Source organism: Methylorubrum salsuginis (genome assembly GCF_900114375.1).
In the GTDB taxonomy this organism is placed as follows: Bacteria; Pseudomonadota; Alphaproteobacteria; order Rhizobiales; family Beijerinckiaceae; genus Methylobacterium; species Methylobacterium salsuginis.
In genome coordinates, this window is sequence record NZ_FOSV01000012.1 from 110862 (window position 1) to 132178 (window position 21317).

The following is a 21317-nucleotide window of genomic DNA, read 5'->3' on the forward strand; positions in this document are numbered from 1 at the left end:
CCATGACCTGGATCGGCAAGCGAATCGTCGAGGTGCCCTGCACCGTCGAGATCGAGCAGACGCCCGAAAGCCTGCACGCCCACGTGACTCTGGATGCCGGATTCGACATCGAGCCCGGCGACGAGGTGCAGGTCCACGACGCACCCACCGAGGTGCCCTACGGCGAGCGCCTCACCGTGCGCCGCACCGCCACCGTCACCCGCGCCGGCCGCCTGGAGCGGGCTTGGACCAAGCTGATCGCCCATCTCGAGCTGACCGAGCTCTACGAGGTGAGCTTTTCCGAACGGAGGTCGCTGTGAACGCCAACGTCCAGCCCCCGGCGGGCACCCCGGTCCCGCGCCATCCGGTCAACGAATCGACCAAGGCCGCCCAGGAGACCACCTTCCTTAGCCCGCGCTTCTACACGACGGATTTCGAGGAACTCGACCGCACCGACGTCGAGCCGGTGCGCAAGGAGTGGGACATCCTGATCGAGGAGCTGCGCTCCGACCCGAACAAGCGCCACTTCGTCCGCAACGAGGAATTCGATTGCGACCTGTCGCATCTCGATCCCGAATTGCGGAAGGAGTTCCTGGACTTCCTCGTCTCGTCGATCACCGCGGAGTTCTCCGGCTGCGTGCTCTATGCCGAGATGAGGAAGCGCGCCAAGAACAAGGACATCAAGGAGCTGTTCGGCTTCATGAGCCGTGACGAGGCGCGCCACGCCGGCTTCATCAACGACACGCTCAAGGACTTTGGTATTGGCGTGGACTTAGGGTTTTTGACGAAGGCCAAGAAGTACACATTCTTCAAGCCCAAGTTCATTTTTTACGCGACGTATTTGTCCGAAAAAATCGGCTATGCGCGCTACATCACCATCTATCGCGAGTTGGAGCGCAATCCCGACCGGCGCATCCATCCGATCTTCAAGTGGTTCGAGAAGTGGTGCAACGACGAGTTCCGCCACGGCGAGGCCTTCGCGCTCCTCATGCGGGCCAACCCGAAGCTGACCTCGGGCGTCAACCGCTACTGGATCCGCTTCTTCCTGCTCGCCGTCTACGCGACGATGTACGTGCGCGACCATTGCCGCCCCGCCTTCCACAAGGCGCTCGGCGTCGATCCGAGCGAGTACGACTTCAAGGTCTTCCGCATCACCTCGGAGATCTCGAAGCAGACCTTCCCGATCACCCTCGACATCGACGATCCGCGCTTCAAGGCCGGGCTCGACCGGCTGCTCGACTGTGCCCGGAAGATCTCGGAGGCGAAGGCGGAAGGCGGCGTCGCGGGCAAGCTGAAGCAGGGCATCCAGACGCTGCGTGCGGCCGGCACCTTCGTTCGGCTCTACCTGCTGCCGGTCAAGCAGCACGCGATGCCCGCCGACATCCGCCTCCAGCCGGTCTGGTAGCATGGGCGACCTCGCCGCCCCGGCGCTCTATGCCGTCCTGCTGTGGTGGGCCGCCACCGGGCTGGTGCTGGTGCTCCAGCACCGGCCGCGGCCGCACCATGCCCGGCTGATGCTGGCGGCGAGCGTCGGGTTGGCGGGCGCCTTCTGGGCGATCCGCGCGAGCGCGGGCGATTCCACGGAGACGGGCGCCTATCTCGGCTTCAGCGCCGCCATCGCGGTCTGGGGCTGGCAGGAGATGAGCTACTACATGGGCTTCGTCTCTGGCCCGCGGCCGGCCGCCTGCGCACCGTCGGTGCGGGGGCTCGACCGGTTTTTCGCCGCGCTGGCCACCAGCCTGTGGCATGAATTCGCGATTCTCGGCGGGGGCCTCGCCATCCTCTGCCTCACCTGGGGGCAGGAGAACCGCATCGCGCTGTGGACCTACGGGCTGCTGACGCTGATGAACGCCTCGGCCCGGCTCAACCTGTTCCTCGGCGTGCGCAACCTCCATGCCGAGTTCCTGCCGGCCCATCTCGGCTACCTTGCCTGCTACCTGTCGCGGCGGCCGATGAACCCGCTGTTCCCGGTCTCGGTGACGCTCGGCACCGCGATCACCGCCCTGCTGATTCAAGGCGCGCTGGCGCCCGACATCGGCGCGGGCACCGCCACCGGCCTCACCCTTCTGGCGACGCTCGCCGCGCTCGCCACCCTGGAGCACTGGTTCCTGATGCTGCCGCTGCCCTCAGCGGCCCTGTGGAACTGGAGCCTGCCGGGGCGGGCCGCGCCCGCCGCCGACGCGCCGGAGGGCGGCGCCACGCCCCACGATTGACGATTCAGACCTCAGGCGGACGCGAGAGCCGCGGGCACGGGAGGACGGCCATGGACTACGAAGCCTTCTTCGACAGCGAGATCGCCGGTCTGCACCGGGAGGGCCGCTACCGGGTCTTCACCGATCTGGAGCGGCAGGCCGGGCGCTACCCCTACGCCACCCATCACAGCCCCGCGGGCGAGCGCGAGGTGACGGTGTGGTGCTCCAACGACTATCTCGGCATGGGCCAGCACCCGGCTGTGGTCGGCGCCATGCACGAGGCGATCGAGCGCTGCGGCGCGGGCGCGGGCGGCACCCGCAACATCTCCGGCACCAACCACTATCACGTGCTGCTCGAGCAGGAGCTGGCCGACCTGCACGGCAAGGAGGCGGCGCTGATCTTCTCCTCGGGCTACGTCTCGAATTGGGCGGCGCTCGGCACGCTCGGCTCGAAGCTGCCCGGATGCGTGATCTTCTCGGACGAGGGCAACCACGCCTCGATGATCGAGGGCATCCGCTCCAGCCGCGCCGAGCGCCAGATCTTCCGTCACAACGACCCGGAGGATCTCAACCGAAAGCTCTCGCTGATCGAGCCCGGCCGGGCCAAGCTCGTGGCCTTCGAGTCGGTCTATTCCATGGACGGCGACATCGCCCCGATCGACGAGATCTGCGATGTCGCCGAGGCCCACGGCGCGCTGACCTATCTCGACGAGGTCCACGCGGTCGGCCTCTACGGGGCGCGGGGCGGTGGCATCTCCGAGCGGATGGGGCTGGCCCACCGGCTCGACGTGATCGAGGGCACCCTGGGCAAGGCCTTCGCCGTGCATGGCGGCTACATCACCGGCTCGAACCGCCTGTGCGATTTCGTACGCAGCTTCGCCTCCGGCTTCATCTTCACCACCTCGCTGCCCCCGGCGGTCGCGGCGGGCGCGGCGGCGAGCATCCGCCATCTCAAGGGCAGCGGCGTCGAGCGGGCCCGGCATCAGGAGCGGGTCGCGAAAGTGCGCCAAGCGCTGGACGCGGCCGGCATCCCGGTGCTGGCCAACCGCAGCCACATCGTTCCGGTGATGGTCGGCGATCCCGTGCTCTGCAAGGCGATCAGCGACAGCCTGCTCGACGAGTTCGGCATCTACGTCCAGCCGATCAACTACCCGACCGTGCCGCGCGGCACCGAGCGCCTGCGCATCACGCCCTCGCCGTTGCATTCCAATGCCGACATCGACCACCTCGTCGATGCCCTGAGCACGATCTGGAGCCGCATCGGCCTGAGCCGGCAGGCGGCCGAGTAAACGCGAGGGGCGGGGCGCGTGATGCGCCCCGCCCCTCGCTACGCCGGTCGCCTCAGCCGATCAGGAAGTCGAGGTGCGAGACCGTCGAGACGCCGTGGCTGTCGACCTGGGTCTTGAAGGTGTCGATGGTGGCGAACTTGATCGCTGCCGCCGCGCCGCTGCCGTCCTTGTCGTAGAACAGGGCGCCGGACTTGCTGTCGTAGAGCACGCGGTCGCTGGCATCGACCTTGGCGCCGGGCTTGCCGATATCCTTGAACTGATCGGCGACGAGCACGCCCTTGGTGTCGGCGGTGAGGCCGGCGAATACGCTCTTCGCCAGTGTGATGGTATCGTCGATCACGCTGAAGTCGGCCAGATGCGCGACGTTGTCGGCGATCACCGCGCCCTTGGTCGTCAGGATCGCCGAGTCGAACACGAAGGTGTCCTTCCCGCCGAGGCCGAACAGTGTGTCGGCCCCCGCGCCCGTCTTGCTCGCCCCGCCGCCGTTGATCACGTTGGCCGCGGCATTGCCCTTGATCGTGTTGGCGAACGCGTTGCCGGTCAGATCGATCTTGGCGCTGTTCGTGAGCTTGGTCGAGACGTCCGCCGAGAGCTGCTCGATCGCCTGTCCGGCCCCGAGCTTGTAGCTCACCGTGGTGACGACCGTATCCGTGCCGCGATCCTTGGCCGACTCGATCACCTGATCGAGCGCGTTGTCGACGAAATAGGTGTCGCTGCCCGCGAGCCCCTTCATCACGTCCGCGCCCGCACGGCCGTCGATCCGGTTGTCGCCGGCATTGCCCGTGATGGTGTTGGCGAATTCGTTGCCGGTGAGCGCAAGTTTGGCCGTGCCCTTCGCGTCCGCGGCCGACAGCGCCTCGATCTCCTGCTTGGCCTGCAGGGTGTAGCTGACCCGCGCCTTGACGGTGTCCAGCGTGCCGCCGCCCACGATTTCGATCACCGTGTCGGCGCTCGAATCGACGAAGTAGGTATCGTTGCCTGCGCCGCCCTTCATGGTGTCGCCGCCGCCGAACCCGTCGAGGATGTCGTCGAACTTCGAGCCTATGAGTGTGTCGGCGCCGCCGAACACGGCGTCGCGGACCTTGGCCGCCGACAGGTTGATGTATACGCCGGCTTGCTGCTGCGTGATCGAAAGACCGGTTACCGTGTAGGCCAGCTTGCCGTTGATGTAGGTCTCGGTCGATGTCGTGGTGCCGAGATAGGGCACGGTTCCGAACGGCGTGGTCGCATAGGCGAAGCCGAAGCCCTTGATCTGGACCCAGGACGTCAGCGCGAATTGCGCCTTGAAGCCACCGGCCCCGCCATTCGCCGCGTCCGGAATGAAGATGGACGAGCGGATAGTCTTGTAGATATCCAAGTCCCTGAAGTCGGCTGCAAGGGTAGCCGTGAAGGTTGCCATGGTTTCCGCGCCCCCAATCGAAGATTGCGCTCTGCGCTTCTTCTGAGGACGGCATGTCCCGATGAGAAACGGCGCAAGCCGTTCACTTATAAAGATGTCCTAATGAGTCGCAAAGGGCTGAAAACTGAATTGATTACCGATTATGCGATGAGATTTTTGATCGATACGATCGTAGATTATAAAGAGCAGATCAGGTAGAGCAGTAGATTTTATAACTAACACCGACAGGGCGATCAAGACGAAGGCCGGCCAAGCGCGATCGAGCCAAGATTTTGGCGTGCGCGGATCAGTCAATCGACCTTGTAAAGCGCGCTCGTCGCGACGGCGCGCCAGGGCTTCGAGCTATGCCGACCCGGCCGGCGGCCTCCACCGCAGGCCATGAACGCTTCCCCTCCCCGCGCGGTGGCGAGGAGGGAGCGGATCACATCTTCTTTTCGAGCGCCGCCTTCACCTGCATCAGCTGGTCCCAGACCACGCCGGGGCTGGTGCCCATGAATTCGAGGCCGGCGGTGATGCCCCAGTAGATCCCGAACAGGATCACCGGCACGAGGATCCAGCCCAGAATCTCCTCGCCGCGGTGGCGGGCCCGGCGCCGGCGGCGGCGCTGCTCGCGGGCAGAGAGCTTGGGCTTCGGCGGAGGGGCGGGCGGCGTCGCGACCGGCCTGAGGGGCTCCTCCTGCGCGTCGCTCGTCATCGATCCCCCATCCTGCTCGGCCGCGCGGCGCCAGAATGCCCGCGATGCCGCTCATATCCGCAAGGCGGCACGGGAACGCAACCCGTGCCGCCTCGTGCCTTGGTGTCTCTCACAAAACTCTCGCTGCACCGGCGCGCCCGGAGCGGACACCGGCCGTGAACGGGAGTTTTGTGAGGCACTCTTACACCTTCAGGGGCACCTTCGGCACGGTGCGGACGCCGCCGCCGGACGAACCGCCCGCCGGGCCGCCCTTGCCGCCGTCGCCCTTCGCCGCCTTCTTGCGCGGCGCGGAGCGGGGCTTGGCGCGCTTGTGGCGCTTGGCGGCGTTGGTCACGTCCTTCTCGGGCTTCGGGGTCACGGGCCCCGCCGGGAACTCGAAGCCGAGGCTGCCCTTGCCCTTGGCCGGCACGCCGGTCTCTTCGCCCTCGGGCCGCTGGAGCACGACGCGCACGGCGCCGCCGTCCTTCAGCTTGCCGAACAGCACCTCGTCGGCCAGCGGCGTCTTGATGGTGGACTGGATCAGGCGAGCCATGGGGCGAGCGCCCATCGCGTCGTCGTAGCCGTTCTCCACCAGCCAGTCGCGGGCCTCGTCGGAGAGCTCGATCGTGACGTTGCGGTCGGCGAGCTGCGCCTCGAGTTGCAGGACGAACTTGTCCACGACCTTGGCGACGACCTCCTTCGGCAGGTGGCCGAACGAGATGATCGCGTCGAGGCGGTTGCGGAATTCCGGCGCGAACAGCCGGTTGATCGCCTCCACGTCGTCGCCCGACCGCTTGGTCTGGGTGAAGCCGTAGGCCGAGCGGGCGAGGTCCGAGGCGCCCGCATTCGACGTCATGATGATGATGACGTTGCGGAAATCGACCTGCTTGCCGTTGTGGTCGGTCAGCTTCCCGTGGTCCATCACCTGCAAGAGGATGTTGAACAGGTCCGGATGCGCCTTCTCGATCTCGTCGAGCAGGAGCACGCAATGGGGATGCTGGTCGATCCCGTCGGTCAAGAGGCCGCCCTGGTCGAAGCCGACATAGCCGGGGGGCGCGCCGATCAGCCGCGAGACGGTGTGGCGCTCCATGTATTCCGACATGTCGAACCGCAGCATCTCGACGCCGAGGCTCGACGCAAGCTGCTTGGCCGCTTCCGTCTTGCCGACGCCGGTCGGGCCCGCGAACAGGTAGGCGCCGATCGGCTTGTCGGGATCACGCAGGCCGGCTCGTGCCAGCTTGATCGCCGAGGTCAGCGCCTCGATGGCGTTGGTCTGGCCGTAGACGACCCGCTTGAGGTTCTCGGTCAGGTTCTTGAGCACCACCGCGTCGTCCTTCGACACGGTCTTCGGGGGGATGCGGGCCATCGTCGCGATGGTCGCCTCGATCTCCTTGACGCCGATGGTGCGCTTGCGGCGCGCCTCAGGCACCAGCATCTGCGAGGCGCCGGTCTCGTCGATCACGTCGATGGCCTTGTCCGGCAGCTTGCGGTCGTTGATGTAGCGCGCCGACAGCTCCACCGCGGCCTTCACGGCATCGGTGGTGTACTTGAGCTTGTGGAATTCCTCGAAGTACGGCTTCAGGCCCTTCAGGATCTCGATGGTGTCCGGCACCGACGGCTCGTTGACGTCGATCTTCTGGAACCGGCGCACCAGGGCGCGGTCCTTCTCGAAGTACTGGCGGTACTCCTTGTAGGTGGTCGAGCCGATGCAGCGGAGCGAGCCGGAGGCCAACGCGGGCTTCAAGAGGTTCGACGCATCCATCGCACCGCCCGAGGTCGCACCCGCACCGATCACGGTGTGGATCTCGTCGATGAACATGATGGCGTTGGGGTGCGCCTCGATCTCCTTCATCACCTGCTTGAGGCGCTCCTCGAAGTCGCCGCGGTAGCGGGTGCCGGCGAGCAGGGTGCCCATGTCGAGGGAGAACACGGTCGCGTCCGCCAGGACTTCGGGCACCTCGTTCTGGATGATCTTTCGCGCCAAGCCTTCGGCGATGGCGGTCTTGCCGACGCCGGGGTCGCCCACCAGCAGCGGGTTGTTCTTCTGGCGGCGGCACAGCACCTGGATCGTGCGCTCGACCTCCGAGTGGCGGCCGATCAACGGGTCGATCTTGCCGTCCTTTGCCTTCTTGTTGAGGTTGACGCAGTAGGCCTCCAGCGCGTCGCCCTTCTTCTTCGGGCGCGCCTCGCCGTCCTCGCCGCCGCCGCTCGGGCGCTCGGACGGGCCCTCGTCCTCGGCCCCGCGCACGGGCTTGGCCTCGGAGGCGCCGGGGCGCTTGGCGATGCCGTGGCTGATGTAGTTCACGGCGTCGTAGCGCGTCATGTCCTGCTCCTGCAGGAAGTACGCGGCGTGGCTCTCGCGCTCGGCGAAGATCGCGACCAGCACGTTGGCGCCGGTCACCTCCTCGCGGCCGGAGGACTGCACGTGGATCACCGCGCGCTGGATCACCCGCTGGAAGCCGGCCGTGGGCTTGGCGTCCTGGCGGCCGTCGCCGGTGAGGTTCGAGAGTTCGGTGTCGACATACTCGACGAGGTTGCGGCGCAGCACGTCGAGTTCGACGTTGCAGGCCCGCATCACCGCCGCGGCGTCCTGATCGTCCACGAGGGCGAGCAGGAGATGTTCGAGGGTGGCGTATTCGTGGCGACGCTCACCGGCCAAGGCCAGGGCGCGGTGGAGGGCTTGCTCGAGGCTGCGTGAGAAGCTGGGCAATGCTCTGGCCTTCGCTGGATGCCTATTTCTTTTCCATAACGCACTGAAGCGGGTGTTGGTGCTTGCGGGCGAAATCCATCACCTGCGTCACCTTCGTCTCCGCCACTTCGTAGGTGAACACGCCGCACTCCCCCACACCGTTCTGGTGGACGTGCATCATGATCTGGTAGGCGTCGTCGTGGCTCTTGTTGAAGAACCGCTCGACCACGTGAACGACGAACTCCATCGGGGTGTAGTCGTCGTTCAGAAGGAGAACGCGGTACAGGCTCGGCCGTTTCGCCCGCGGCTTGGTGCGGGTGATGATGGCGGTGCCGGACCGGTCGTCGTCGCCCGGGCCCCGCGGGGTCGAGGCCGCGACGACGGGCCGGAGCCCCCGCTCCGCCCGCGATGCCGCGCCCTCCTGGATCGACGTAAGAGTCATCGGAATGTCAGCGACCTTTTTGGCGGTCTTGGGTTGCCCGCCCCCGGCGGGAGCGGTGCCCTTGAGAGGCAATCTATAGGCCGAAAATCGAGTGCGCCAGTGAGGTGCGTGAAACTGTCCCTCGCCTGGGATGGACGATGGAGCCGCGCGTGATTTTAGGGTGCCTCACAAAACTCCCGTTCAAAGCCGGTGTCCTCTCCGGGCGCGACGGCGCAGCGAGAGTTCCGGAGAGACACCTAAGCGAGTGGGCGAGACCTGGCGCCGCCGCAACCTCGGCCGCCCGGGCGGACGGTCCCGGCGCGATCGCCTCGCCCCGATGTTCGCATCGAGACGGGCGCCCCGAATTCCTTCACACCCGCTTAACCCCTGAGGCGAAACGACGATCTCGCTTCCATGGTGCACAGCATTAACGCCCGCGTAACCGCGTCGCGCCTACCGTGGCTTCCAGACATTGCGGAATTCGGCCAGCCGGCCATCCGCGGACGACTGGTGCGAGCCGGGCCCGAGCCCCGGCGGTCGAGGCGAAGGTTTCGAGATGCGTCGCGTAGAAGGCCGGACCATGGGGTCCCGCGCTGCCGCCGTCGTGCTCCTGGCGGCGGGCATCCTCACCGCGGCGGTGGCGCCCGCCGAAGCGAGGAAGCGCGGCGGCCATCACCGCCCGGCGGGCGGCGGCTATAGCCCCCCCTATGCCGCCATGGTGGTGGACGTGAAATCCGGGAAGACGCTGCACGCGGTCAACGAGGACGCGCTGCGCCACCCGGCCTCGATCACCAAGGTGATGACTCTCTACATGCTGTTCGAGCAGCTGGAGAAGGGCCGCTACGAGCTCGATTCCGACCTCACCATCACCGCCAACGCCGCCGCCCAGGCGCCGTCGAAGCTGGGTCTTCGCCCCGGCTCGACCATCACGGTCGAGGAGGCGATCAAGGCGCTGGTCACCAAGTCGGCCAACGACGTGGCCTGCGCCATCGGCGAGAACATCGCCGGCTCCGAGCCGCGGTTTGCCGAGATGATGACCCGCAAGGCGAAGTCGCTCGGCATGAGCCGCACCAACTATTCCAACGCCTCGGGCCTGCCCGATCCGGACCAGATCACCACGGCGCGCGACCTGACGATCCTGGCGCGCGCCATCCAGGACCGCTTCCCGCGCTACTACCGCTACTTCCAGACCCGCTCCTTCGCCTTCCGCGGCCGGGTCATCGGCAATCACAACCGCCTGCTCGGCACCGTCGAGGGCGTGGACGGCATCAAGACCGGCTACACCCGCGATTCCGGCTTCAACCTGATGACCGCCGCCAAGCTCGGCGACCGGCAGATCGTCGCCATCGTGCTCGGCGGCAAGTCGGGCGCGAGCCGCGACCGGATCATGGCCGACCTCGTCCGCTCCAGCCTGCCCCGCGCCTATGCCGGCGCCCGTCAGACGAACCCGGTCACCGAAGTCGCCGAGCGCGGCCGCCCAGCGGTCATCGCGGATGCCGGCTCGCGCACCCGCACTGAGGTCGCCTCGGCCGAAGAGGACGACGAGGTCGAGACCACGAGCTCCACCAGCATCTCCCCGCCGGCCTCCGTCGGCACCACCACCCCCGGCATGCGCCGCCCCGGGCTCCAGGCTCTGCCCGGCGCCGCCCAGGCCTATGCGGGACCGGCGGGTCAGGCCCCGTTCCCGACCGCGGGCGGCAAGACCACCGCGCGGCTTCCCGCCGTCGAGGGCGTGGCCTCCCGCACGGAAGCCCCGCCGAAGGACGCCCGCTCCGAGGCCTTCCGCCCGGTCACGCCGACCCCGTGGGTGATCCAGCTCGGCGCCATGGACGACGAGGACAAGGCCAAGTCGATCCTCTCCGACGCTCGCAGCCGCACCGGCGCGCTCGCCAAGGCCGCCCCCTACACCGTCCGCGTGACGCACGGCGGCACCACGCTCTACCGCGCCCGCTTCTCGGGCTTCACCGAGCAGAGCGCCGCCCAGGACGCCTGCGCCACGCTGAAGAAGAACGGTTTTACCTGCTTCGCGACCCGGAGCTGAGTTTTTGAAAGCAAGGGGCCGACCCTCGTTCAGGGCCAGTCCTTTTGTCTTCCGCTTCCTCACCGCTTCAGGTGGGCGCTCTCCTCCCCCTTGTGGGGAGGAGGGAGGAGGTGGGGGTGGTTCAGAAGGGACCGGCACGGTGCCTCCTGCGCGACCCCCGCCCCTACCCCCCCCCACAGGGGGAGGGGAGAGGTGCCGTCCGTTCGACTGCGCCTGAATACCGAGAAAGAATCTGACAACGCGCGTGGAGTATCAGCGATGTCGGTCCAACAGCCTGTCCCGCGCCGCGTTGACGCGCGCCGCCCGCTCGACGCTGCCGCCCTGGTCGGGGTGGGCGCTCTTCATCAGCGCCCTATGGGCCGCCCGGACCTGCTCCAGGGTCGCCCCGCGCTCAAGCCCCAGGACCTGATAGGCCTCCTGCTCCGACATCGTCCCTGGCTTCGCCGGGCGGCCCGGCCGCGGGTCAAGGTCGCCATCAGCGTCTACACGCCAGCCGGGATGCCGGCGGTCGAGATACGCCTGTAGCAGCCGCGCCCCCTCCGGGTCGTTGCCGGCCAGCAGCAGCGACAGCTCGGCCAGATCGGCGGGCGGCACCTCCGAGAAGCGGCGGCCCGCATAGGGGCCGACGAAGACGTGGCCGTCGAGCGGCGCGCCGTCGGGTGCGAGGTCGAGTTCGACCGAGGCGGTGCGCCGTCGCTGCGGCTGCGGCGCGCCGCGCAGGCCCGGAATGCGGCGAAAGACGCCGTTGCGCCCCTCGTGCAGCCACACCCCCGCGAGGCCGATCACGCCCGCGAGCACGAGGCTGCCGCGCAGCGACAGCAGGAAGGCCGCGGCGAACGCGGCGTAGCCGGCGAGCCGGCGCGGGGTGAGCCCGAATGGAAGGCGCCCGCCACTTCGGCCGAGCCACCAGAACCCGACGAGCGCCAAGAGGCCGAGGGCGATGAGCATTTTTGCGTCATCGGCCGGTTTGGGGGCCAGGTAAAGCTGGCATGAGGCCGCTTCCGCCACGCTCTTTCGTGGTCGTTGGTGCCGGAAGGCAGCCGGTCGCCCTGGGCAGAAATCCCATGAAGAAAAATCCGAGCAAGAGGAACATGACCGCCATGCGGATCGTCCCCTCTCTGCGGATTTCGTCGAAGATCGGCCTGTCCTCGCTCGCACAAGCGACGCGATGGCCGCTCTGCGAGAGGAGGGCGAGCAATTTGCCTGCGCTGTATCGATCCAGATTAGGAATGCGAGATTCCATTTGCCGGATCGCGGAGCCGGTCAGTGCAAACGCCAGAATGAGCGTGCTGACAGCAAACAGCACGAGATTAAATCCAGGATGGCACATCACATTGATGAATGATGGGAGATCGGAAAAGTCCAACGCAGGACTCCAGCTCGATCAAGGTCGATGGTCGTGGCAACTCCTCTCGAATCCTCACAACCGCGACTGCGTCACATCCGCGGTCGTCACCCGCACGGTCCGCACCCGCCCGTCGCGCTCCACCAGCAGGTTGACCGGCTTGTCGAGCCCGGCATCCTCCACCACTGCGGTGAGGTCGGCCAAGCGATGGACCGGGCGGCCGTTGGCGCCGACGATGACGTCGCCGATCTCGCCGGTGCGGCGGTCGATGCCGGTGAGGCCCGCCTGCGCGGCGGGCGAGCCCGGCAGCACCTGCACCACCACCACGCCGTCGATGCCGAGGCGCGCCGCCGCCGCCTCCTGGCCGGCGATGATCCCGATGCCGGGATTGCGCACGCGCCCGTTCTTGATGAGGTCGGGCACCACGCGGTTGACCACGTCGACCGGCACCGCGAAGCCGATGCCCGCGCTCGCCCCCGAGGGCGAGTAGATCGCGGTGTTGACGCCGATGAGGCGCCCTGCGGAATCGAGCAGCGGCCCGCCGGAATTGCCGGGGTTGATCGCCGCATCCGTCTGGATGACGCCGGCGAGTTCCCGCCCCTCCTGGGTCGGCAGCCGGCGCTGGAGCGCGCTGATGACGCCGGTCGTCAGGGTGTGGTCGAGACCGAACGGGTTGCCGATGGCGAAGGCCGATTGCCCGACCTTCAGGTCGGCGGAGGTGCCGAGCGCCAAGGGGGGCGGCATCTTGGCGACGCGCCCGAGCTGGAGCACGGCGAGGTCGTAGCTCTTGGCGGTGCCGACGAGGCGGGCGCTCACCACCTCGCCGGAGGCGAGCCGCACGGAGATCGAGCCGCCGCCCTTGGTCGCGCCCTCGACCACGTGGTTGTTGGTGACGACGTGGCCGGCCGCGTCCCAGACGAAGCCGGTGCCGGTCTGCGTGCCGCTGCCGCCTTGCTGCCGGCTGCCGCCCTCGTCTCCCTGGCCGAACTGCCCGAACTCGTCGTCCGGCTCCATCAGGGACTGCTCGCGGGCGGCGGCCTGGGCGAAGACGTGGACCACCGACGGGGAGGCGCGGGCGAACAGATCGACGGTGCTTCTTTCCAGCGCCGAGAGGTCGCCCCGCGCCGTCACCGCGCGGGGGCTGTCGGCCGAATAGAGGAAGGCCAGTATGTAGGGCTGCGCCACGAAGGCGACGAGCAGGCCCAGCGTCACCCCGAGGGCGATGCGCACGAAACGGTCAGGCACCGGACGGTTCTCTCGAGACCCAGGAGGAGGTCGGGCCGGCTCGGCACCGAGCGCTCGACACAAGACTTGGGCTTAGCTGTGTCGGGTGTGGCCGGCTTTCAACGAATCCCCGTTTTCCCGAGGCCGTCGGGAGGGTGTGGCAGCGCACGGCCACGCTCAGGCATCGGGAGTAACCACTTGGTCACTGTTTCCCACGCAGTGTCGAAACACTGATGAAAAAGCATCGGTGGGCGGGCGCGGACCAATCCTTGACCAAATCAAGGCAAGGTCGGCGCGAGGAACTGCGACGAAACGGTGGCCGCTCGGATGACGAGCACCCGAATTGATCGCAAAGCCGCCCCAGAGATGCTTGGATCACCCTGGAAGCTCTTCGCAGGTCGGCGCGATGACACGGATCGTCGCGACGGTCCTCTGCGGACGAACACGGTTCGGAAGGAAGAACAAGAGATGGAAACCGAAGCTCTCGAACGACCTGCAGACCTCACCATCTGGCGCACCCTGCCGGCTTCCTCGCCGCTGGCCCAGCCCGCGCGCTACGACACCCTGCGCGAGGCCCTCGCCGCCGCGAAGGGTGCGCTCGGCGACCCGGCCCAGCAGCCCTGGATCATCACCGAGGAGGGCGAAATCCTCTCCCCGAACTGGATCCGCACCTACCTCAACTGATCGATCCGCTGAAGTGCCGGGGATCGGCCTCGGATGCCGGGGGAGCGACCTCCGGCATCGGCTCCGGCCGGTTCACCAGCGTGACCAGCACATAGGACACGATCATCAAGAGGAACCACGAGCCGAGCTTGGCCGCCGAGACCGGTGACCAGCCGGCCGCCTGGCTCGGATAGAGCCAGACGCGGGCGCCCGTGCCGATGTTCTCGGCGAGCCAGATGAACAGCGAGACCAGCCCGAAGCCGACGACGAGCGGCATCGAGCGGTGCACGTGCCAGACCTTGAAGTGCACGACCGTTCGCCCGAACAGCAGGGCGGTGGCGGCAAACAAGACCACGCGCAGGTCGGCCACGTAATGGTGGCTGAAGAAGTTGAGATAGATCGCGCCGGCCAGCGGCAGCGTCAGCACCAGCGGCGGATGCCGGGTGAAGCGGAAGTCGAACAGCCGCCAGACGCGGGCGATGTACGAGCCGACGCTCGCATACATGAAGCCGGTGAAGAGCGGCACGCCCGCGATCCGCAAAAAACTCGGCTCCGGATAGATCCACGAGCCGGCCGATGTCTTGAACAGCTCCATCGCCGTCCCGACGAGGTGGTAGAGCGCGATCACCTTCGCCTCCTCCCAGGTCTCCATGCCGAGCGCCAAAAGCGCGATCTGGATCGCGAGGGCTGCGAGCGTCAGGAAGTCGTAGCGGGTCAGCGCGGCGTCCGCCGGATAGAACAGGTACGTGCCGATCAGGAGCGCGCAGATCAGCCCGGCGAACAGGCAGGCCCAGCCCTGCTTCACCCCGAACCGCAGGAACTCGTAGGCGAAGGCCGCGACCCGCTTCGCCCTCTGCGCCCGCTCGCCGAGCCGGCGCTCGGCGGCGACGAAGCCGGCGAGGAACGGCCAGTTGCGCGCGGCACTCGGGCGCCGCATCGATTCCGACCTCTGCATCGCTTCCTCCGGTGCGTGCCGTCACGCTTCGAGTCCCACCGGAATGGACGAAAGCGGCGGTTTGGCGTTGGCTGTCCCCCGCGTCGCGAGCGGGATCGTGGACTTGTGATGCCAGGGGAGGGCGCGTGCAGGCCATCGCGGAGCGGCACGGAACGATGCGGCGCGTGGAGCGCGAACTCGCCCGGCTCGACGGGCTGATCGCACGGGCGCGGCTGAGGCGGCGGCTGTTCCGGGGGCTTCGCGGCGGGCTCGGTGCTGGGGCGACGTTGCTGGTGTTGCTCAAGGCCAAGGTCGCGGCCTCGCTCGGGCTGAAGCTGATTCTCGCCGCTCTCGTCGGGCTCGGATTGGCGTGGCCGATCGCCGTGCTCGCCTTCGTGGTCATCGCCGGCTTCGTCGTGACGATCCTCGGCGCCCTCATGGGGGAGGGCGGGGTGAGCGGCAGCGACTTCGACTGCTCCTGGGATTGCGGCTGCAAGCGCGAGCGGATGAAGCGGCTCAAGCACCTGATCGCGCTGCGCCGGGCTTGGCTCGCGGCGCCCACGGGGCCGGCGCCGAGCATCCGCCGCGAGTCCGGTAGGCGCTTCCTCGCAGACAAGCGGCGAGCCTGAGACCCGCCTTCTGGACAGTAGCCGCGTTTGGTGGCTTGCCTATAATGCGCAAGAAAATTTGTCGTCCTCCGACCCCGCCGAGACCGCCGCATGCCTTCCCGGATCCCCGATTTCGCCTCGCTCAGCCTTTCGGGCCAGTCGTTCCAGGCGCCGCCCCCGCCGGTGGGCGAGCCGTGGATGACGCCCGAGGGCATCCCGGTGAAGGGCTTCTACGGCCCGCAGGATCGCGAGGGGCTGGAGGGGATCGGCTCGTTCCCCGGCCTGCCGCCCTATCTGCGCGGCCCCTATCCGGCGATGTACGTCACCCAGCCCTGGACGATCCGGCAGTATGCCGGCTTCTCCACGGCCGAGGATTCGAACGCGTTCTACCGCCGCAACCTCGCCGCCGGTCAGAAGGGCCTCTCGGTCGCCTTCGATCTGGCCACCCACCGCGGCTACGATTCGGACCATCCCCGCGTCTCGGGCGATGTCGGCATGGCGGGCGTCGCGATCGATTCGATCTACGATATGCGGACCCTGTTCTCCGGCATCCCGCTCGACGAGATGACCGTGTCGATGACGATGAACGGCGCGGTGCTGCCGGTGCTCGCCCTCTACATCGTCGCGGCCGAGGAGCAGGGCGTGCCGCCGGAAAAGCTCGCCGGCACGATCCAGAACGACATCCTGAAAGAATTCATGGTCCGCAACACCTACATCTATCCCCCCAAGGGATCGATGCGGATCATCTCGGATATTTTTGGATATACTTCCAAAAATATGCCTAAGTTCAACTCGATCTCGATTTCCGGCTACCACATGCAGGAGGCTGGCGCCACGCAGGATCTGGAGCTTGCCTACACGCTCGCCGACGGCGTCGAATACATCAAGGCGGGTCTGGCCGCGGGCCTGACCATCGACCAGTTCGCCCCGCGCCTGTCGTTCTTCTGGGCGATCGGAATGAACTTCTTCATGGAGATCGCCAAGATGCGGGCCGCGCGCCTGATCTGGGCCAAGCTCGTCAAGGAGTTCGATCCGAAGAACGATAAGTCGCTGCCGCTGCGCACTCACTCGCAGACCTCGGGCTGGTCGCTGACCGCGCAGGACGTGTTCAACAACGTCACCCGCACCTGCATCGAGGCGATGGCCGCGACCCAAGGCGGGACGCAGTCGCTGCACACCAACGCGCTCGACGAGGCGCTGGCGCTGCCGACCGATTTTTCCGCACGCATCGCGAGAAACACGCAGCTGTTCCTCCAACAGGAGAGCGGCACCACCCGCATCATCGATCCGTGGGGCGGCTCCTACTATGTCGAGCGCCTGACGGCGGACATCGCCGCGCGGGCCTGGGAGCATATCCGCGAGGTCGAGAGCCTGGGCGGCATGGCGAAAGCCATCGAGGCCGGCATTCCGAAGCTGCGCATCGAGGAGGCGGCGGCCCGCGCCCAGGCCCGGATCGATTCCGGCCGCCAGACCATCGTCGGCATCAACAAGTACAAGCCCGACGACGAGGCGAAGATCGAGCTGCTGCGGGTGGACAACCACAACGTCCGCACGATGCAGATCGACAAGCTCAAGCGCCTGCGCGCCGAGCGCAACCAGGCCGACGTCGATGCGGCGCTCGCCGCCCTGACCAAGGCGGTCGACACGAGCGACAACCTGCTCGAACTCGCGGTCAACGCGGCGCGGGCCAAGGCCACGGTGGGCGAGATTTCGGAGGCGCTGGAGAAGGCCTGGGGCCGTCACCGCGCCGAGATCCGCTCGATCTCGGGCGTCTACAAGCGGGAGGTGGGCGGCATGTCGCCGGTGGTGGAGAAGGTGCGCGGCCTCGTCGAGGCCTTCGAGGAGAATGACGGGCGCCGCCCGCGTATCCTCGTCGCCAAGATGGGCCAGGACGGGCACGACCGCGGCCAGAAGGTGATCGCCTCGGCCTTCGCCGATCTCGGCTTCGACGTCGATATCGGGCCGCTCTTCGCCACGCCGGCGGAAGCCGCGCGGCAGGCGGTGGAGAACGACGTGCACATCGTCGGCGTGTCCTCGCTGGCGGCGGGCCACCTCACGCTGGTGCCGGAACTGAAGACGGCGCTGAAGGAGGAGGGCCGCGACGACGTGATGATCGTGATCGGCGGCGTCATCCCGCCGGGCGATTACGACGCCCTCTACGCCGCGGGCGCCTCGGCGATCTTCCCGCCGGGCACGGTCATCGCCGAAGCCGCGGTGAAGCTGCTCGGCGAATTGAACGACCGCCTCGGCTACGGCGAGCGTCAGGCGGCGGAGTAAGGCGTAGGGCGGCCTCGCGCGAAGGGCGAGGCCGCCGTCGGATTCCGGGAGCGATGCGTGCTCCGTGCAATTGGCCCCGGCATCGGCCGGGGCCGGCTGCACCCGAGGCCTCCGGACGGAACGTCACGGCCTTCGCGCCTGCGAACCGATCCATCCCGCCTGGCGCTCGCCCGGTTTCGAATCCCGTGGTGCAGCGCGGCATGTTGGGCTAAGACACCCCGAATGGGTGGCCTGCCGCTTGCGTGCACTCGCTTTGCGCGAGCTTGGGCAGTCTTCGGTCACGGGCGCGATGCGCCGCCCCGGTCTGTTGCGCCGCGGGATTGGCCGCCACGATTTGAGAGGGATGGCGTGATGTCCGATGGGGGCCGGATTCTTCCAGTGATCCTGTGCGGCGGCTCGGGTACGCGGCTGTGGCCGGCGTCCCGCGAGAGCATGCCCAAGCAGTTCACGCCGCTCGTCGATCCGAATTCCTCGACCTTCCAGGCCACCGCGCGGCGCGTGTCCGACGAGACCGTCTTCACCAAGCCCACCGTCATCGCCTCGGCGGAGTCCCGCTTCATCGTCGCCGAGCAGCTCGCCCAGGCCGGCGTCTCCGCCGACATCGTGCTGGAGCCGGATCGGCGCGATTCCGCCGCCGCCGTCGCCGTCGCCGCCCTCCACGCCGCGCGGCAGGGGCCGGAGACGGTGGTGCTGATCCTGGCCGCCGACCACGTGATCGAGGATGCCGTCGCCTTCGCCGAAGCCGCGCGCCAAGCCGCCGCCGGAGCGCGGCTCGGCCAGATCATGACGCTCGGCATCGCCCCGCACCGCCCGGCCACCGATTACGGCTACATCCGCATGGGCGCCGCGGTGCCCGGCGCCCCCGGCGTCCACCGGGTCGAGCGTTTCGTCGAGAAGCCCGACGCGGCCGGGGCCGAGCGCCTGATCGACGAGGGCGCCCTGTGGAACTCGGGCTACTTCCTGTTCCGCGCCGACGTGATGATCGGCGAACTCGAAGCCCACGCCCCCGACATCCTCGAGGCCGCCCGCGCGGCCCTCGAGGCCGCCACCACCGATCTCGACTTCGTGCGCCTCGACCGCACCGCCTTCGCGCGGGCGCCGAAAACCTCGATCGACTACGCCGTGATGGAGCGCACCAATCGGGCCGGCGTGCTCAAGGTGTCGTTCGCGTGGTCCGATGTCGGCACCTGGGACGCGGTGTGGCAGGTGCTGGACCGCGACCCGCAGGGCAATGCCGTGCGCGGCCGGGTCGAGTTGGTCGAAACCACGGGCAGCCTCGTCCACAGCGAGGGCGAGGGCCTGACCACCGTGGTCGGCCTCGACGACGTGGTGGTGGTGGCGACCCCCGACGCCGTGCTGGTCTCGTCCAAGGCGCGCTCGGGCAAGGTCAAGGACCTCGTCGGCGTCTTGCGCGAGAAGGCCCATCCGGAGGCCGATGCCCATCGCCGGATGTACCGCCCCTGGGGCTGGTACCAGCGCATCGATATCGGCGAGCGCTTCCAGGTGAAGCGCATCATGGTGACGCCGGGCGGGCGGCTCTCGCTGCAGAAGCACTTCCACCGGGCCGAGCATTGGGTTGTCGTGAAGGGCACCGCCGAGGTCACGCTCAACGAGCAGATCATCCTCGTCCACGAGAACGAGGCGGTCTATCTGCCGATCGGCTCGATGCATCGCCTCACCAATCCCGGCAAGATTCCGCTGGAGCTGATCGAGGTCCAAGTCGGCTCCTATACGGGCGAGGACGACATCATCCGCGTCGAGGACGTCTACGGGCGCTGAGGTTCAACCCGCGCGGGTCGTCCGCCCGGCGAGATGCCGGGCGAGCCGCGCCACGCCCTGCCGGCCGGTGCGCAGCCCGAGCTTCGTGCGCCGCCACAGGATGTCGTCGGGCGCCCGCGCCCATTCCGCGCGCACGAGGTAATCGACCTCGCGGGCGGTGAGACCGCCCTCGAAGCTTTCGCCGAGATCGGACAGCGTGCGCGCGTCGCCGAGGATGTCTTCGGCGCGGGTGCCGTAGGCGCGGGCGAGTCTGAGCGACAAAACATCGGGCAGGAACGGGTAGGCCGCCCGGAAATTCTCGAGAAACGCGTCGAAATCGCCCCCCGGAACGTCGCCGCCGGGCAGCGGCGCGCTGCCGGTCCAGGCGGGCTTCAGGCCGGGCAGGTTCAGCTTCGCCAGGGCGTGCTCGGCAAGCCGCCGGTAGGTGGTGATCTTGCCCCCGAACACCGAGAGCACCGGAGGGCCGTCGCTGTCGAGTTCCAGCACGTAGTCGCGGGTGACCGCGGAAGCGTTCTCGGCCGCATCGTCGAAGAGCGGGCGCACGCCCGAATAGCTCCACACCACGTCGTCCGGCCCGATTTCCCTGGAAAAAGAGCGGTTTACGCAGTCGCAGAGGTAGCGCGTCTCCTCAGGCGAGATCGTCACCCGGCCGGGTCCGGCCTCGTAGGGCACGTCGGTGGTGCCGATCAGGGTGAAGTCGCGCTCGTAGGGGATCGCGAAGACGATGCGCCGGTCGGGCTGCTGCAGAATGTAGGCCTGGTCGCCCTCGTAGAGCTTGCGGGTGACGATGTGGCTGCCCTTGACGAGCCGCACCTTCGGCCGCGCCTCGACCGACAGCGTGCGCAGCAGCGTCTGCCCGACCCAGGGGCCGGCGGCGTTCACGACGATCCTGGCCCGCACGGTCTCGCGCCGCCTCGTCTCGGCATCGTGCAGCGTCGCGGTCCAGGCGCCGTCCTCGCGGCGGGCCGACTCGACGTTGGTGCGGGTCCGGATCGTGGCGCCGCGCTCTGAGGCGTCGAGGGCGTTGAGGACGACGAGCCGGCTGTCCTCGACCCAGCAATCCGAATAGGCGAAGCCACGGGAGAGACGCGGCTGCAGCGGCGCCCCGACGCCGTCCGCGGTGAGCTTCAGGGATTGCGAGCCTGGCAGCGCCCGCAGCCGGGAAAGGTGATCGTAGAGGAAAAGCCCGATCCGCAGCAGCCAGGCCGGGCGCAGCCCCGAATCGTGCGGCAGCACGAAGCGCAGCGGCCAGATGATGTGGGGGGCAAGCCGCATCAGCCGTTCGCGCTCGGCCAAGGCCTCGCGCACCAGGCGGAACTCGTAATGTTCGAGGTAGCGCAGCCCGCCGTGAATCAGCTTGGTCGAGGCCGACGAGGTGTGCTCCGCCAGATCGCCCCGCTCGCACAGCAGCACCGACAGGCCGCGTCCGGCGGCGTCGCGGGCGATGCCGGCCCCGTTGATACCGCCGCCGATGACGAGGAGGTCGTACACGCCGCTCACAACCTCACAGCCGGCCCGCGAGGCTGAGCCCGAGGCCGAGCAGGACGACAGCCCCGAGAAAGCGCCGCCACGGATTCACTCCTCGCACGATCTCGTCGATCGCCCAGACGGCGAGGGCGACGAGCGCGGTGATCCGCAGCCCCGCGAAGAGCCAGGGCGGCAGGCCGGGCGCCACGGCCTCCAGCAGCCATTCCGCCGCGGAGGCTGCCACGAACAGCCAGAGCGGCGGGTTCGGCCACTGACCGATCACCACCGCGCCGGTACGACGGTCACGGAACGCCCAGTCGAAAAAGCTCGGCAATCG

The 21317-nt window shown here is 68.1% G+C and carries 19 protein-coding genes; 9 read left to right on the forward strand and 10 right to left on the reverse strand.

Annotated features, from left to right (window positions below; all coding sequences use genetic code 11):
- Positions 1 to 2 precede the first annotated feature (2 nt).
- The 4 genes from BM140_RS15265 to hemA are packed head-to-tail and all read left to right on the forward strand — an operon-like array spanning position 3 to position 3460.
- The gene (locus tag BM140_RS15265; RefSeq protein WP_091947971.1) at positions 3 to 299 is read left to right on the forward strand and encodes a hypothetical protein; all 297 of its coding nucleotides are present in this window, start codon (positions 3 to 5) and stop codon (positions 297 to 299) included.
- Positions 296 to 1384 (forward strand): magnesium-protoporphyrin IX monomethyl ester (oxidative) cyclase, encoded by a 1089-nt coding sequence (gene acsF, locus BM140_RS15270; protein ID WP_091947974.1) that lies wholly within the window; start codon positions 296 to 298, stop codon positions 1382 to 1384. The genes BM140_RS15265 and acsF overlap by 4 nt, the downstream gene beginning before the upstream one ends.
- A 1-nt stretch (position 1385) precedes the next feature.
- On the forward strand, positions 1386 to 2192 hold the full coding sequence (gene puhE, locus BM140_RS15275; RefSeq protein ID WP_091947977.1) for a putative photosynthetic complex assembly protein PuhE: 807 nt from the start codon (positions 1386 to 1388) through the stop codon (positions 2190 to 2192).
- A 50-nt stretch (positions 2193 to 2242) separates the two neighbouring features.
- Positions 2243 to 3460: a 5-aminolevulinate synthase gene (gene hemA, locus BM140_RS15280; protein ID WP_091947983.1), complete on the forward strand. Its 1218-nt coding sequence runs from the start codon at positions 2243 to 2245 to the stop codon at positions 3458 to 3460.
- Positions 3461 to 3512: 52 nt separating this feature from the next.
- Here the strand turns inward: hemA and BM140_RS25905 are convergent, their stop codons facing one another.
- The 4 genes from BM140_RS25905 to clpS form a co-directional block, all read right to left on the reverse strand.
- A complete protein-coding gene (locus BM140_RS25905) occupies positions 3513 to 4817 on the reverse strand; it encodes a calcium-binding protein (protein ID WP_165616472.1) in 1305 nt (434 codons plus the stop codon).
- A 463-nt stretch (positions 4818 to 5280) separates the two neighbouring features.
- Positions 5281 to 5553, reverse strand: a complete 273-nt coding sequence (locus BM140_RS15290) for a hypothetical protein (protein WP_091947989.1) — start codon at positions 5551 to 5553, stop codon at positions 5281 to 5283.
- Between the two features lie 181 nt (positions 5554 to 5734).
- A complete protein-coding gene (gene clpA / locus BM140_RS15295) occupies positions 5735 to 8242 on the reverse strand; it encodes an ATP-dependent Clp protease ATP-binding subunit ClpA (RefSeq protein ID WP_091947993.1) in 2508 nt (835 codons plus the stop codon).
- A 22-nt stretch (positions 8243 to 8264) separates the two neighbouring features.
- Positions 8265 to 8663, reverse strand: a complete 399-nt coding sequence (gene clpS / locus BM140_RS15300; RefSeq protein WP_056249844.1) for an ATP-dependent Clp protease adapter ClpS — start codon at positions 8661 to 8663, stop codon at positions 8265 to 8267.
- A 535-nt stretch (positions 8664 to 9198) separates the two neighbouring features.
- On the opposite strand from clpS, the gene BM140_RS15305 reads away from it, so the two are divergent.
- Positions 9199 to 10683 (forward strand): serine hydrolase, encoded by a 1485-nt coding sequence (locus BM140_RS15305; protein ID WP_091947997.1) that lies wholly within the window; start codon positions 9199 to 9201, stop codon positions 10681 to 10683.
- Between the two features lie 252 nt (positions 10684 to 10935).
- Here the strand turns inward: BM140_RS15305 and BM140_RS15310 are convergent, their stop codons facing one another.
- The 3 genes from BM140_RS15310 to BM140_RS15315 are packed head-to-tail and all read right to left on the reverse strand — an operon-like array spanning position 10936 to position 13273.
- Positions 10936 to 11631 (reverse strand): J domain-containing protein, encoded by a 696-nt coding sequence (locus BM140_RS15310; protein WP_091948000.1) that lies wholly within the window; start codon positions 11629 to 11631, stop codon positions 10936 to 10938.
- A 7-nt stretch (positions 11632 to 11638) separates the two neighbouring features.
- Positions 11639 to 12049, reverse strand: coding sequence for a hypothetical protein (locus BM140_RS25440; RefSeq protein WP_131803845.1), 411 nt, complete (start codon positions 12047 to 12049; stop codon positions 11639 to 11641).
- A gap of 54 nt (positions 12050 to 12103) precedes the next feature.
- On the reverse strand, positions 12104 to 13273 hold the full coding sequence (locus BM140_RS15315) for a S1C family serine protease (protein WP_091948004.1): 1170 nt from the start codon (positions 13271 to 13273) through the stop codon (positions 12104 to 12106).
- Positions 13274 to 13720: 447 nt separating this feature from the next.
- On the opposite strand from BM140_RS15315, the gene BM140_RS15320 reads away from it, so the two are divergent.
- Complete coding sequence (locus tag BM140_RS15320) at positions 13721 to 13936, forward strand: hypothetical protein (protein ID WP_091948007.1); 216 nt, start codon at positions 13721 to 13723, stop codon at positions 13934 to 13936.
- On the opposite strand, the gene BM140_RS15325 is transcribed toward BM140_RS15320, so the two are convergent.
- The gene (locus BM140_RS15325) at positions 13929 to 14852 is read right to left on the reverse strand and encodes a DUF817 domain-containing protein (RefSeq protein WP_091948119.1); all 924 of its coding nucleotides are present in this window, start codon (positions 14850 to 14852) and stop codon (positions 13929 to 13931) included. The two genes, BM140_RS15320 and BM140_RS15325, sit on opposite strands and share 8 nt — an antisense overlap.
- Positions 14853 to 14995: 143 nt before the next feature.
- Here BM140_RS15325 and BM140_RS15330 point away from each other — a divergent pair, with 143 nt between their 5' ends.
- The 3 genes from BM140_RS15330 to BM140_RS15340 all read left to right on the forward strand — a co-directional run bounded on the left by BM140_RS15330 (position 14996) and on the right by BM140_RS15340 (position 19513).
- A complete protein-coding gene (locus tag BM140_RS15330) occupies positions 14996 to 15478 on the forward strand; it encodes a hypothetical protein (protein WP_244535447.1) in 483 nt (160 codons plus the stop codon).
- A 90-nt stretch (positions 15479 to 15568) separates the two neighbouring features.
- On the forward strand, positions 15569 to 17734 hold the full coding sequence (gene scpA / locus BM140_RS15335) for a methylmalonyl-CoA mutase (protein WP_091948010.1): 2166 nt from the start codon (positions 15569 to 15571) through the stop codon (positions 17732 to 17734).
- A gap of 351 nt (positions 17735 to 18085) precedes the next feature.
- Positions 18086 to 19513 (forward strand): mannose-1-phosphate guanylyltransferase/mannose-6-phosphate isomerase, encoded by a 1428-nt coding sequence (locus BM140_RS15340; RefSeq protein WP_091948013.1) that lies wholly within the window; start codon positions 18086 to 18088, stop codon positions 19511 to 19513.
- A gap of 3 nt (positions 19514 to 19516) precedes the next feature.
- On the opposite strand, the gene glpD is transcribed toward BM140_RS15340, so the two are convergent.
- Positions 19517 to 21013, reverse strand: a complete 1497-nt coding sequence (glpD, locus tag BM140_RS15345; RefSeq protein WP_091948016.1) for a glycerol-3-phosphate dehydrogenase — start codon at positions 21011 to 21013, stop codon at positions 19517 to 19519.
- A gap of 4 nt (positions 21014 to 21017) precedes the next feature.
- Positions 21018 to 21314 carry a hypothetical protein gene (locus tag BM140_RS15350; protein WP_091948019.1) on the reverse strand — a complete coding sequence of 99 codons (297 nt, stop codon included), beginning with the start codon at positions 21312 to 21314 and terminating at the stop codon, positions 21018 to 21020.
- Between the last annotated feature and the right edge of the window lie 3 nt (positions 21315 to 21317).

Excerpts from the sequence above, each read along its gene's own strand:
- BM140_RS15340 (WP_091948013.1), top strand. The coding sequence starts at position 18,086 with ATGTCCGATGGGGGCCGGATTCTTCCAGTGATCCTGTGCGGCGGCTCG.
- BM140_RS15305 (WP_091947997.1), top strand. The coding sequence starts at position 9,199 with ATGCGTCGCGTAGAAGGCCGGACCATGGGGTCCCGCGCTGCCGCCGTC.
- BM140_RS15325 (WP_091948119.1), bottom strand. The coding sequence starts at position 14,852 with ATGCGGCGCCCGAGTGCCGCGCGCAACTGGCCGTTCCTCGCCGGCTTC.
- puhE (WP_091947977.1), top strand. The coding sequence starts at position 1,386 with ATGGGCGACCTCGCCGCCCCGGCGCTCTATGCCGTCCTGCTGTGGTGG.
- clpS (WP_056249844.1), bottom strand. The coding sequence starts at position 8,663 with ATGACTCTTACGTCGATCCAGGAGGGCGCGGCATCGCGGGCGGAGCGG.
- scpA (WP_091948010.1), top strand. The coding sequence starts at position 15,569 with ATGCCTTCCCGGATCCCCGATTTCGCCTCGCTCAGCCTTTCGGGCCAG.
- BM140_RS15320 (WP_091948007.1), top strand. The coding sequence starts at position 13,721 with ATGGAAACCGAAGCTCTCGAACGACCTGCAGACCTCACCATCTGGCGC.
- BM140_RS15290 (WP_091947989.1), bottom strand. The coding sequence starts at position 5,553 with ATGACGAGCGACGCGCAGGAGGAGCCCCTCAGGCCGGTCGCGACGCCG.
- hemA (WP_091947983.1), top strand. The coding sequence starts at position 2,243 with ATGGACTACGAAGCCTTCTTCGACAGCGAGATCGCCGGTCTGCACCGG.
- BM140_RS15310 (WP_091948000.1), bottom strand. The coding sequence starts at position 11,631 with ATGCTCATCGCCCTCGGCCTCTTGGCGCTCGTCGGGTTCTGGTGGCTC.
- BM140_RS15265 (WP_091947971.1), top strand. The coding sequence starts at position 3 with ATGACCTGGATCGGCAAGCGAATCGTCGAGGTGCCCTGCACCGTCGAG.